The sequence below is a fragment of the Paenibacillus paludis genome (assembly GCF_042610515.1).
GTDB lineage: Bacteria > Bacillota > Bacilli > Paenibacillales > Paenibacillaceae > Paenibacillus_AQ.
On the sequence record NZ_JBGJZP010000005.1, the window covers coordinates 225,425 to 237,627 of the forward strand.

Annotated in this window: 9 protein-coding genes; 5 read left to right on the plus strand and 4 right to left on the minus strand. The window is 51.9% G+C overall.

Translation table 11 applies throughout. The features are described 5' to 3' along the window. Positions 1 to 86: 86 nt before the first annotated feature. The 4 genes from ACAN56_RS11855 to ACAN56_RS11870 all read left to right on the plus strand — a co-directional run bounded on the left by ACAN56_RS11855 (position 87) and on the right by ACAN56_RS11870 (position 5,521). On the plus strand, positions 87 to 785 hold the full coding sequence (locus tag ACAN56_RS11855; RefSeq protein WP_379142943.1) for a response regulator transcription factor: 699 nt from the start codon (positions 87 to 89) through the stop codon (positions 783 to 785). Between the two features lie 24 nt (positions 786 to 809). Beyond that, complete coding sequence (locus tag ACAN56_RS11860) at positions 810 to 2,252, plus strand: HAMP domain-containing sensor histidine kinase (protein WP_379142945.1); 1,443 nt, start codon at positions 810 to 812, stop codon at positions 2,250 to 2,252. A 99-nt stretch (positions 2,253 to 2,351) separates the two neighbouring features. Beyond that, the gene (locus ACAN56_RS11865) at positions 2,352 to 3,119 is read left to right on the plus strand and encodes an ABC transporter ATP-binding protein (protein WP_379142947.1); all 768 of its coding nucleotides are present in this window, start codon (positions 2,352 to 2,354) and stop codon (positions 3,117 to 3,119) included. Then, positions 3,119 to 5,521 carry an ABC transporter permease gene (locus ACAN56_RS11870; RefSeq protein WP_379142949.1) on the plus strand — a complete coding sequence of 801 codons (2,403 nt, stop codon included), beginning with the start codon at positions 3,119 to 3,121 and terminating at the stop codon, positions 5,519 to 5,521. Before ACAN56_RS11865 ends, ACAN56_RS11870 begins: the two co-directional genes overlap by 1 nt. 133 nt (positions 5,522 to 5,654) lie before the next feature. Here ACAN56_RS11870 and ACAN56_RS11875 read toward each other — a convergent pair whose 3' ends face one another. The 4 genes from ACAN56_RS11875 to ACAN56_RS11890 are packed head-to-tail and all read right to left on the minus strand — an operon-like array spanning position 5,655 to position 10,734. Next, the gene (locus ACAN56_RS11875; protein WP_379142951.1) at positions 5,655 to 6,962 is read right to left on the minus strand and encodes an MBL fold metallo-hydrolase; all 1,308 of its coding nucleotides are present in this window, start codon (positions 6,960 to 6,962) and stop codon (positions 5,655 to 5,657) included. After that, positions 6,959 to 8,638: an ABC transporter permease gene (locus ACAN56_RS11880; protein WP_379142953.1), complete on the minus strand. Its 1,680-nt coding sequence runs from the start codon at positions 8,636 to 8,638 to the stop codon at positions 6,959 to 6,961. The genes ACAN56_RS11875 and ACAN56_RS11880 overlap by 4 nt, the downstream gene beginning before the upstream one ends. A gap of 5 nt (positions 8,639 to 8,643) precedes the next feature. After that, positions 8,644 to 9,738, minus strand: a complete 1,095-nt coding sequence (locus ACAN56_RS11885) for an ABC transporter substrate-binding protein (RefSeq protein WP_379142955.1) — start codon at positions 9,736 to 9,738, stop codon at positions 8,644 to 8,646. A gap of 27 nt (positions 9,739 to 9,765) precedes the next feature. Further along, on the minus strand, positions 9,766 to 10,734 hold the full coding sequence (locus ACAN56_RS11890) for an ABC transporter ATP-binding protein (RefSeq protein ID WP_038589253.1): 969 nt from the start codon (positions 10,732 to 10,734) through the stop codon (positions 9,766 to 9,768). 210 nt (positions 10,735 to 10,944) lie between these two features. Here ACAN56_RS11890 and ACAN56_RS11895 point away from each other — a divergent pair, with 210 nt between their 5' ends. Further along, entirely contained in the window at positions 10,945 to 11,838 is an 894-nt protein-coding gene (locus tag ACAN56_RS11895; protein WP_038589250.1) for a LysR family transcriptional regulator, read from the plus strand. Positions 11,839 to 12,203 lie beyond the last annotated feature (365 nt).

A 12,203-nucleotide genomic window follows, 5' to 3' on the forward strand; every position in this document is an offset into this window, starting at 1 on the left:
CGAAACCATAGAGAACATAAGGAGTTATAGTGAATCTCCGGAATGCCCTATATAATGGAAGTAATAAACAAGTAGGAGTGTAAACGATGCAGCAACGCAAACGGATTCTCATCATTGAAGATGAACAGGACATTTCCCGTATTCTGAAGGATTATATTACATTGCAGGGTTTTGACGTACATATTGCAGACAATGGCGTGGACGGTCTTCGGCTGCTTGAAGCAGTACAGCCCGATTTCATTATTCTGGATATCATGCTGCCTGATGCAAACGGGATTGAGCTGTGCAGACAAATCCGCGATAAAACCCGGACGCCAATTCTCATTCTAAGCGCCCGTAGCAGCGATACCGATAAAGTGCTGGGGCTGGGATTCGGTGCGGATGATTATATGACCAAGCCCTTTTCCCTCAGCGAGCTGGTGGCAAGAATTCAGGCTCATCTGCGCAGAATGGAGAGCCTCGGAACTCCGTTGCCGCAGGACGAACTGATTTCTATCGGTACCCTGACCATCGACAAAAAAGCCTATAAAGTAACGCAAGGCGGTCGTGAGATTTCGTTGTCTGCCAAGGAATTTGAGCTGCTGTTCTTTTTGGCCGAGCACAGAAACCAGGTATTTTCCAAGAGCCAGCTGCTCGATCAAATCTGGGGCTACACCTCCTATGGGGATGAGAGCACCATTACCGTGTACATCCGCCGGCTGCGGGAGAAGCTTGAAGCGGACCCCTCCAATCCTGAGTATCTCAAAACCGTATGGGGAGTCGGCTATAAATTCAACCTGGATTAAATCAAAGAATGGAGCAGCTGAACTATGTATTGGAGAAATTGGTTTAAACCGTGGTTCGCCTCAGCCATCGCTTGTATTGTAATTATGGGGGGCTGCGCGGCGTTCATTCAGTATAGACTTTCGGCTACGGAGCAGGATGTTCTTCCGGACGAAGTGGTGAATCAGGCGCGTATTGAGATAAGCGGCATTATGCTGGTTCTGGAGCAGCATCACACCGAAGTCTCCAGTCAGAACAGGATACGGGAAGAACTGCGTAAGTGGAGTGAAGAGAAGCAGCTCCACCTGCAATACACTGGCCTTGACGGTACCCTTCTTTTCGACTCCTCTGCTCCACATTCCATGAATAAGGACAAGCTGAATCTTAAAAGTGATCTGCATTATGATCTATACAGCTCCAAAACAGCACAGGAGATGTTCAAACTGGCCTTTCCCGTTGTTGATCCTGATTCTGGAGTGCAGGCTGGAAATGCGATCTTCACCTTGCCCGGCTCACTCCTCGCTTACAGGCAAACTGCGTCTTTTCCTGCCATGTTCACTCTGCTGATGATAGCCTTGCTCCTCGTGCTGCTGCTTCTATTCCGGCTCCGGTACAAAATCAATCACGACCTCCTTCATCCGGTTAACGGTTTAAAGGATCATGCCGAGGCCATTCTCAAGGGGAACTACGGGCAGAAAGCCGAATATGCAAAGCAGGATGAAATCGGTGAGGTCTACGCCGTATTTGATCAAATGCGGAGTGAAATTATGACGCTAAGCATGCAGAAAGAAGCACAGAGCAAGGCCCAGAAGGAGCTCATCTCCAATATTTCACATGATTTGAAAACACCGCTGACCATCGTAAAAGCCTACATTGAGGCGATCCGCGAAGGGGTCTGCTCCGATCTGCCGGCGGTTATGGCGTATATGGAGATTATGCAGGCGCAAGCCAACAAGATGGCCATGCTGGTCGAGGATCTGCTGGTGCATGCTTTAAGAGATTTGGACCAAATTTCTGTACATCCCGCGGAGCATTACAGCAAGGAGATTTTCGAGTCCATCCTCAGACCGATGGGCCCTTATATCCGTACGGCGGGCGTGGAATTTACTGAGCCTTCCGAAATCCCAAACGTGCTAATCCGCATAGATCCTGTCCGAATCGAACAGCTTCTATCCAATCTTATCGCCAATGCGCTGAAGCATACTTCTGCCGGAGATACGATCCGGGTAGCCATCGTTCAGGAACAGCATCAGCTTACGGTGACCGTATCCGATACAGGCGAGGGAATTCTGCCGCAGGACATGCCCTTTATCTTTGAACGTTATTTTCAGGGACATGCGCCTTCACAATTTGAGAAGCGGTTCAATGAGGGGTCCGGACTGGGTCTGTCGATCTGCAAACATATTATTGAAGCCCATCATGGCACCATTTCCTTTAAAAGCGCCAAACATCAGGGGACCGAATTTTATTTCACCCTGCCTATCTCCTGACAGCTCCTTGCCTTGTAATAATTTATTAATAACCTGATAAGCTTATTGCAAGATTCCCCCTCTACAATGAAGGAAAATGATAACTGGAGGGATTTATGCATGCCGAAAACCGCGATACTTCATACCAAAAACCTGTGTAAAACCTATTCCACCGGCAGCGAGCAATTCCACGCCATCCGAAATATTGATTTGGACATCTACCAAGGGGATTTCACCGTAATTATGGGAGATTCCGGGTCGGGAAAATCAACGCTGCTCTACTTGCTTAGCGGTTTGGACACGGTCACCGCAGGTGAAGTCCATTTCAGCCAGCAGCGTATGGACAGCTTCTCCGAGAAGGAGCTTTCTTGGCTGAGGGCTAGGAAAATCGGATATATCTATCAGAGCAGCAATCTTGTGCCCGATCTGACACTGCTGGAAAATATCGCTTTACCCGGCTATGTTGCAGCAAGACCACGGCGTGAAGTGAAGCAGAAAGCCTTGTCGCTGATGAAGGCCATGAGCATTGAAGAGCAGCAGCACCGGCTGCCAGCTGAGGTGTCCGGGGGCCAGCAGCAAAGAGCTGCTATTGCGAGGGCATTAATCAATACGCCTGAGATCATTTTTGCAGATGAGCCGACAGGAAGCCTGAATTATGATCAGGGCGTTGCGGTACTCGATATTTTGACAAGCATGAATGCCGAGGGACAATCCATCGTCATGGTCACTCATGATATCAAATCGGCCTGCCGTGCGAACCGGCTGATTTTTATCCGCGATGGTCAGGTTGGCGGCGTGCTGGAGCTTGGTGCTTTTACCCCTGATCAGCTGCAGGACAGAGAGTCCCTCATCTTCTCCTACATCTCCCGTGAAGGGAGCCATACGTAATGCATGCAATAATGACGATTTGCTGGGGGAATCTGAGGAAACGCAAAGTTCAGAACAGTCTGATTGCGCTGCTTATTCTGCTGTCCACGCTGCTGACGAACACCGCGATAACCGTTATTTCCAACTCGGAAGATCTTTACGAAAGCCTGCATCGCGACACTAAAGGCTCCCATGAACTATTAATGTTCAGCAGAGGTCTTCACAATCCGCAGAAGTCAGCCCAGTGGTGGTCCCAGCAGGATGGCGTAACGGCATCCGTGCTGCTGCCTTACAAGCCTTTGGCAGGAGTTAAACACCGCGGAGAAGATATCCCCAACCTGTATTTGTATATGATGAATACACCGGACCGGCCTTTTGGCACAGATGAGCTTGTATTTGCCCAAGGACCGGAGACTGCTCATCCTGAACAGGGTACGATTTGGATTCCAACCTCACTCGCCTATAAATATGATGTTTCCATTGGTGACGAGCTTCAGTTCAAGACAGGTAATACTCCTCTTAGCTTAACTGTATCTGCTGTCGTGATCGACCTTCCGCTGGGAGGGCCCTTTTCCACAACAGCGCGGATCTGGATGAACAGCAGCGACTACCAGCAGGATCTAAGCTCTGTTCAAGACACAGATTCATATATTCTGGGACTCCGTTTCGCTGACTACAGCCAGCGTGCTGATTATTGGGAACGGTTCGAGAAATTTCTGGGCACTCCATTTATGGAAGAGATGAACAGCTATGAGCAAATTTCAGCTTTCTACTTTATCATGAATAAGATCATCGGTTTTGTCATGAGCTTCCTTGGCATTGTAATGATGCTGGTTGCCTTGTTTACGATCAGCTTTACGATTTCGGATGCAATTCTGGCCAATTACAAAACCATTGGGATTTTCAAATCCATGGGTCTGACTTCAAGGCAGATTATTGGCACCTACGTTGCCCAGTACAGTTTTCTTGCACTGCTGTCCATCCTGCCCGGGCTATGGATCAGCCGCTTTCTATCGGGAGTTATTATTGAACAGTCTCTATCCTTCTTAAAAACAGATCATTCCTCGATCCGGCTCCAGGGAGCTTGGACTGATTGGATGGTCGGAGCAGGGATGCTGCTGCTGATTCTTGTATGCGTGTGGATTTATGCCAGCAAAACCCGTTCCATCCAGCCGATGCAGGCCATTCGTTATGGCATGTCTGAAGCTTCGCACAGCAGCCTTGGCAAACGTTGGAATGGCCGGGGAAAGCGGGGCCGCGAGTTTGAGCGCTGGCCGGTTCCTGCTGTCATCGGGCTGAGAAATGTAACCAAAAATCTTAAGGGCTCTATCCTGATGCTTATTCTGACCACCGTTACTACGTCAGTGCTGGTATTCGGCTTCGTCCTCTTGAACAGCATCTATCAAATGCAGAAAACCTCGCCGCTCTGGGGTTATGATGCCTCTGATATTGTTGTCATGGTCGTGAACGAAGCGGATTTCGACCGTGAAGCTCTGAATGCCGAGGTTAAGGCCGATCCCGCTATCCTGAACCTTAACTGGGCGGGCCAATCCATCGGCGTTGTGTCTGCGGAAACCATGCGAAGCTCCGGGAAGGTGGACGATGCTTCACAATCCCTCAGCATTCCCCTTAATGCCGTAGAAGGAAGTCTGGATGAGGTGGGCTTCGCCTCCTTAAACGGCAGAAATCCGGCCAACCGGAATGAAATATCCATCGGCATCAACATCTCCAGGCAGCTCGGGAAAGAGCTGGGGGATGTTATCGAGCTGTATGTTGAAGGAGAGCAGCATACCTTCACAGTGACCGGCATTTATCAGTCGATTGCCAATATGTCCAATCAGGCCAGAATAACCTCGGATGCGCTCACCCAGTTTCACCCTGATACAGCTTACTTGAATTTAATAAACGACGATGATGCAGAAAAGATAGTGCAGCAGCTGAATGACAAATATGGCCCTGGAATTCAGGCCATCAAACAGCAAACCCTGCTCGATTCGGTATTCAAGGAAGCTACGGCGGTCCTGATCATTCCGATGAGCATTCTGAGCCTGCTGTTTCTGCTGGTCACCTGCCTCATTATTTACAGTACCTGCCGGATTCATATCCGCAAGGAAACCAAGACCTATGGCATCTACAAATCCATCGGGATGACTTCGAATAACATCCGGGGTGCAGTAACCTGGAGCATTGTAGCGCTGTCCGCGGCCGGGGCGGTTCTCGGCATCGGCTGCGGGGTATTCCTCCTCCCCGGCATATTAAGAGGGCTGCTCTCCTCCTATGGTATTGTCAAGCTGCCGCTCCTAATGCAGTGGGCTGGCATCTCCTTCCTCGCTTTGCTTAGTATAACCGTGGCCGGTCTCGGCTGCTGGATCGCCTCCAGCGTTATCCGCAGCACTTCACCACGGGTTCTGGTCACGGAATAACAGCAGCTATTTGAATAACCCATTGAACCGCCCTTTTGCGGACCGCTGGGTTTAGTAGATAAACAGCAAACAGACAGCAAGCCAGCTCAGATGTCGAGCTGGCTTGCTGTCTGAAAGGAGGTATTCGGGTGCATCAGAAGGAGATACTGTCCCCGGGAAGCAGAGAATACAGTCCCGTAAACCCTTCTTCCTCCAGGATGGAAAGCACCTGATCCGTCTGCTTCTTAGGGGCATGAACCAGCACTGTGCGGTGGCTTGGAACAGCCCGCAGCATCCGGCGGATGTCAGGAAGGCCTTGATGCACCTTGTAGCGGATCAGTGAAACCATGCAGCTGCCGCTGCCTTGCTGCCCAAGCAGGTTGCGGCCAAAGCTGCCTTCAGGCAAATGGCCTGTAAAAATCACATGGCTGCCGGGAACATCAAGCAGCTGCCGGTAATACCACTGGGCTGTAGGCGACTGGAGCAGTGCGTCGTTCGTGAAGATTATCTTATTCTTCCGCTGCCGCAGTGCCTCCTTCCGCTCGGAAGGACTGGAGACTGCTTCCAAGTTCCTGCTGTTCAGGAGCTGTTCAATGCAGCCGGAAGCCTCATCTCTCAGCCAAGCTGAACGGGTTCGCAACGCTCGGAGCGGAGCCAGCAGAGCTTCTTCCACCACAAGCTGCGCTTGTGGAAACCGCTCAGCAGCCCAGATGAGCAGCTCCTGGCCCCGGCCTTGCAGCGGCATCGGCAGCAGCACACAGCCGCCGCCTTCTAAAGTATCCCGGATCGCAGTCTCCAGCTGCAGCAATTTCACATGCTGCTCTTCGGGATCCGCTCCGTAGGCGGCGTCGATGATGGCCAGATCGGCGTCTCCTTGCTCCCTGCCTGCCTCAGGCCCGGACAAGAACAGCGCCTGTGGCCGGTCCACTGCCAGCAGCTGCGACTCCTCGGTGTAATCACCGGAGAAGTAGACCGTCTTCCCCTCCCACTCCAGGGCAAGCCATACCGCACCAGCCAGATGTCCGGTTCGTCCCCACTGCACACGCAGGCCGGGTGCAACGTTGAGCCAGCTGCGGGGTCCGGCCTGCTCGTCCAGAAACATAAATTCCATCGCCTGCTTGTCTTCATCTCCATAAGGCAGCCTGGCTGACTCAGCGGCCGCATACCGGCTCCACGCCTCGAAATAGCCGGGCAGCTGCCTGACGGTATCGCGTGTTGTCCATACTTTCCCCTTATAGCCATATTTATAAAGCAGCGGAAGGGCCATCGAATGGTCCTCATGGGCATGGGATAGAAAGACCGCTTGAAGCTGCGGAATAACCGCGGCATCCAGCAGCGGATACTCTCCTTTCCCTTCCTTCTTCACACCACAATCGAGCAAAATACAGGCTTCCTTACCCTGTAAAAGGTAGGAGGAGCGCCCATGCTCCCCGGCGCCCCCCCATATGGTCAGCTTGGTCATAGTTGTCTCCGCTTTCTGTCTGGACTTAAGTATTGAATTACAAGCAGCAATGCAGTTGTAACGCCTACGGAGATTACGGCCATTGCCATGCCCATCGCCACTGCACCTTGTTCAAACTGGGCAAAGATATAAGTCGCCGACGTCTGCATCGACGGCGGCAGAATCAGCAGCGAGGCCACCAATTCACGGCCGGAGATGGTGAAGGTCATCATCCAGCCAGCCGCCATTCCGGGAAGAATGAGCGGCAGCAGGATACGGCGGAACACGTAAGTCTTGCTTCCGCCAAATACCTGCCCCGCCTGCATCAGGGAGGAATCAATCTGCCCGTAGCTGGCTTTGACATACTGCACGGTGTAGGGAAGGAACAGCACGACATAGGTCAGCACGACCATCCCATAGGTGTTATAGAGCGGGACCGGCATCCAGCGGGCATTCCACAGGAGGATCAGCCCAACGACAAGGACAATGCCCGGAACGGTGTTCGGCAGCAGGCTGAACAGATCGGTCCATTTTTGCCGCCATGCTGTGCCCTTGCCAATGATCAGCGCGAGCCATGTACCAAGAATTACTGCGATGCTCGAAGCAACAATCGCCAGGCTGAAGCTGTTGATCAGTGCCTGCAGGCCTGGTGAGCCTGGAGAGAGCAGCTCAGCATAATGACTTAACGTCAGGTTCCCCCACGACAGCCCCTCTCCGCGCAGCTTCAATAATGATGCGGTAATAATGGAGAAATACGGGACTCCGACGGAAGCGAGCAGCAGCAGCACAATATACCCCCAGCTGAAGAAGCCCAAGGCTCCCTTTGCGGCGTAATGCTTGCTGCGTATCCCTTTCCCGCCCACCAGGCGGTAAGAATAGCGGCTGCTGATGATCGTCTGGATATACCAGAGGATCAGGCAGACTCCGAGCAGCAGGCTGGCCAGTGAAGTCGCTTTGCCGAAATCAATCGGCCAGCTGGAAATATATTTGTGAATTTCCGAGGTCAGAACATAAAACCCGATTTTGCGCCCGAAGGTCGCAGGTGTCCCAAATTCAGCAATCGTCTTAACAAAGATCAGCAGCACACCAAGCCCGTAACTCGATAACAGCAAGGGCACAATAACTCTTCTAACCTTGTAAAAGAATGGAGCGCCGTGAACCGAAGCCGCTTCCTCCAAACCGCCCCCGATCTGCAGCAGTGCATTGCGCAGCAGCAGATAGAGGAAAGGAAACAGATGCAGGCTCATAATCAGCACCATCCCCCCATAGCTGAAGAAATAAGGGGTCAGCGCTGCAGAAGACGGAAGAACCTGCTCCATATAGCCACCAGTTTGCATAAATAACATCCACCCCATGGAACCGATGTAAGGCGGCGTCATGAACGGAATCAGCAGGACAACATCCAGCCAGGCGTGGCGCCCGATGTCACTCTTGGCCATAATCCAGGCCAGCGGCAAGGCGAACACTGTAGTCAAGGCGACTACGCTTGCTCCAAGACCCAGAGAATTCAGCAGCACCTTCATTAGCCCGCTGTTTCCGGTAATGGTCCTGAGCGGCGCGGTGATATCGAGTTTTTGACCAGAATAAATGCTGGTCCAGAAGATCAGAAGCAGCGGCAGCAGCACCAGAATGGTCAGTATACACAAAGCAAGGCTGCTGCTCACCCACTTAAATGAGCGTAAAGCGTTAATTTTCATTCCGCTTATTTGAACAAATCCGTAAATGTTGTGGACACTTCATCGCCATGTTCGTTCATCCAATCCCAATTCACGTCAAAGGTTTTGATTTCATCCAGATTGGCGCGGTTCTCCGCCTTCACATCGCTTCTTCCCGGCAGCAGGTACGCCTTGGCTACGAGTGCCTGGGCTTCATCAGAAAGCAGATAATCAATAAATGCTTTGGCGTTGTCCACATTTGCACTCGTCTTAATAATGGCCGCCGGACGCGGGCTGATCACTGTGCCTTCAGCCGGATACACGATATCCACCGGCTCTCCATCCGCTTTGGCTTTGTAGGCCATATAATCTACCCCTGCGGCAACCACGGATTTGGCACCGGTAATTACCGGATCCAGTGCTTCCTGATTCGCCCCTGCCATCGCCACCCCATTTGCTTTATATTGCTTGAACAGATCCCAGCCGCTGTCTCCCTGAGCACTCAGGTAACCGGTCATGAAATCCAGTGCCGAGCCGGAGAGCGAAGGATCGGGGATGTTGACCACGCCCTTCCATTCCGGCTGGCCCAGGTCAGCCCAGGAAGCCGGCGGTGTGGTTACTTTCTTGGTGTTATAGACAATTCCCAGTGCGGACGCACTGTAGCTGAAGTAATTCCCTTCCGCATCCGACCAGTCACTGACAAGTTTGCCGGCATTCACCGCTTCTTGATAAGGAAGCAATAATCCGTCGTTTTTCATGCCCTGCATGGAAGGCAGGGAGGCAAGAACCACCACATCGACCACCGGGTTGGATTTCTCCGCCTCCATCCGAGCAAGAATCTTGCCTGTGGTGCCCTGGAACATTTCCACTTTGACTCCGGTCTTCGCTTCGAACCCTTCTTTGATTTTATTCGCCAGTCCCTCAGGTCCAGCGCTGTATACCACAAGACTGCCGCTAAGCGTATTCTCTGCCGGTGGTGAGGCTTGTTCAGTAGCAGAAGGAGTATTATTGTTTTTGGTCTTGCTGTCGTTCGCTTTAGCGTTAGCCTCAGGTGTATTGGAGGAACCGCAGCCAGCCAGGCTGATGCTTAGTACGGCAGTCAAAAGAACGGAACCTAGTTTGCTTTTTTTAATGAAATTCAAGGGAAGACCTCCTAATAATAATTGTGATTAGTTCAGATGGTGAATGTGCTCCTGTGAGGCGTAGACCTGAATGCTCTCACCCACCGTTAAGCGGTGTGAATGATAGGCCGTCCAGGTGCCCATTCCCTGCATCTCCAGAATGACCTCATAGCGGTCACCCATATAGCTGACATGCCGGATAATTCCGGTAAATGCCTGAGAGGTTCCCTCCCTGTCGATCCAGCGTAGTTGCTCCGGACGAAGCATTTGCTTCCCGGGGACAATCCAGTTTGACCTGCCGATAAAGCGGGCAACAAAAGGCTCTGCCGGCTTCTTGTAAATTTCCTCGGGGGCACCGGTCTGTAGGATGCTTCCGCCATGCATGACAACCACCTCATCCGACATGGACATCGCTTCGGTCTGGTCATGTGTCACGTACAATGCCGTGATGCCCATGTCCTTCACCAGGGAGAGCAGCTCCAGCCGCATCTCATCCCGGAGGACGGCATCCAGCGCACTGAGTGGTTCATCGAACAGCACCAGCCGGGGCCGGGTCACCACCGCTCTGGCAAAAGCGACCCGCTGCTGCTGCCCGCCGGACAGCTGATGGGGAAACCGCAGCTCCAGTCCTTCCAGCCTTACGCTGCGCAGCGCTTCCTGCACCCGGCTGCGCAGCTCCTTCTTCTGCCGCGATGCCCGCAGCCCAAACGCTACATTCTCAAAGACACTCAGATGCGGCCAAAGCGCAAAATCCTGAAAGACCATTCCGAAATTCCGGCGGTGAATCGGCTGGCTGATCTTCCGGCTGCTGGAGAAAATAAGTTCCCCGTCAGCCACAATTTCTCCGGCATCCGGTGTTTCCAGTCCTGCTAGCAGACGAAGCAGGGTGGTTTTACCGCAGCCCGAAGGCCCAAGCAACGTGGTAAAGCTTCCTGCCGCAATGGTCAGATCGGCAGGCTTCAGGGCATGCACGTCACCGAATTTCTTTTCCAGTCCGCTAATGATAAGCTGCTTCATTCTCATGTACCTGCCTGTTCTTAACTTATAAAGAGATAATGACTGCACTAAAGTAGGATTGCTATGAACATGTCCTTAGTTTATAGGCAAACAATTCCCGCAATATTTGCCGGGTGTAACGCCGATATTAACTTTTTCACCGATTTATTTTAACATTCATAGAATTTTTCTATGTTATCGTTTAGCTAGCAGACGAGGGAGTGAATAGAAATGAACCTGAATTTGATTAAGCTGCAGATCGTAGAACTGCTCCATAAACACAGGAAAATCACGACAGTAGCCGAAGAACTGGGACTGAAGCAGCCTACAGTGACTTATCATTTGAAGAATTTGGAGCAGCAGCTCGGGGAGAAGCTTTTTGAGTCGAGAATGGATAAAATGATCCTGACGGAAAGCGGCAAGGCGTTTCTTCATTATGCCGTCAAAATCAATGCCCTGGCCGCAGAGGCCGAGCGGGTAGTGAAGGAGTTCAGTAATGCAGGCCGCGGCACGCTCAAAATCGGCGCAAGTTATGTGCCGGCCACGTATATTCTCCCCCAAATCCTGGGCCAGTTCGGAGAGCAGCATCCGGGAACAACGATTTCGTTATCGGTTAAGCCCTCCCCTGTAATTAAAGAGATGCTGGTGAACCATGAAATTGATCTGGGCATATTGTCCACGGAATCCTTTTATGTGCCGACTCTGCACAGCCAGTCCTTATGCGAAGATGAGCTTGTACTGGTGTTCGCCCCCACGCATGAATTTGCGGCTCAGACCAGGCTTAGTCCGTCCGAGATCGCGTCGGCCCATTTTATTCTGCATGATATGGAATCGAGCACACGCCAGTTGACCAACAAATGGTTTGAACGATCCGGCGTAACGCCAAGAGCCCATATCCTGCTCGATTCACTGGAGGCGATCAAGCAATCGCTTATGGGCGGCAGACATGTGTCTTTTATTTCGCGGCTTGCCGTGGAGGATGAGGTGGCGAGGGGAAAATTAATGATGCGGACTATTCCGGATTACAATTTTCAGCGGCATATCTTCTATTCCTATAATCGCGACCGCCACTATTCCCCGCTGATCGGCTTGTTCATCGACCTGATCCGCACGATCCGCATCTGAAGGCGAGACAAGCACATAGCGCCACGAACATCGTAATTGGAGATAGAGTTATTGAGGGCAGAGTGATTGGGGGCAGAGTGATTGGGGCAGAGTGTTGGGGGCAGAGTGTTGGGGGCAGAGTGTTGGGGGCAGAGGTTGAGTGCGGAGGAAATGTTGCGGACCGAGGCGCCCTTATTCACATGAATCCGCCTCATTAAGCCACCTTGCGGACTGGAATGCAGCTATTTGCACAAATCACCTCTATAAACATGATGCTGAAGCATAATAACGGCTATACGGTCCGCGAACCCGCTGAAATGAACAGATACGCATAAATAAGAGCTATACAGTCCGCAGCCTACGCGGGGGATTGCCTTGAGCGGGAT

Coding starts and splice junctions, on each gene's coding strand:
- ACAN56_RS11855 (WP_379142943.1), top strand. CDS start 87: ATGCAGCAACGCAAACGGATTCTCATCATTGAAGATGAACAGGACATT.
- ACAN56_RS11895 (WP_038589250.1), top strand. CDS start 10,945: ATGAACCTGAATTTGATTAAGCTGCAGATCGTAGAACTGCTCCATAAA.
- ACAN56_RS11875 (WP_379142951.1), bottom strand. CDS start 6,962: ATGACCAAGCTGACCATATGGGGGGGCGCCGGGGAGCATGGGCGCTCC.
- ACAN56_RS11860 (WP_379142945.1), top strand. CDS start 810: ATGTATTGGAGAAATTGGTTTAAACCGTGGTTCGCCTCAGCCATCGCT.
- ACAN56_RS11890 (WP_038589253.1), bottom strand. CDS start 10,734: ATGAAGCAGCTTATCATTAGCGGACTGGAAAAGAAATTCGGTGACGTG.
- ACAN56_RS11880 (WP_379142953.1), bottom strand. CDS start 8,638: ATGAAAATTAACGCTTTACGCTCATTTAAGTGGGTGAGCAGCAGCCTT.
- ACAN56_RS11870 (WP_379142949.1), top strand. CDS start 3,119: ATGCATGCAATAATGACGATTTGCTGGGGGAATCTGAGGAAACGCAAA.
- ACAN56_RS11865 (WP_379142947.1), top strand. CDS start 2,352: ATGCCGAAAACCGCGATACTTCATACCAAAAACCTGTGTAAAACCTAT.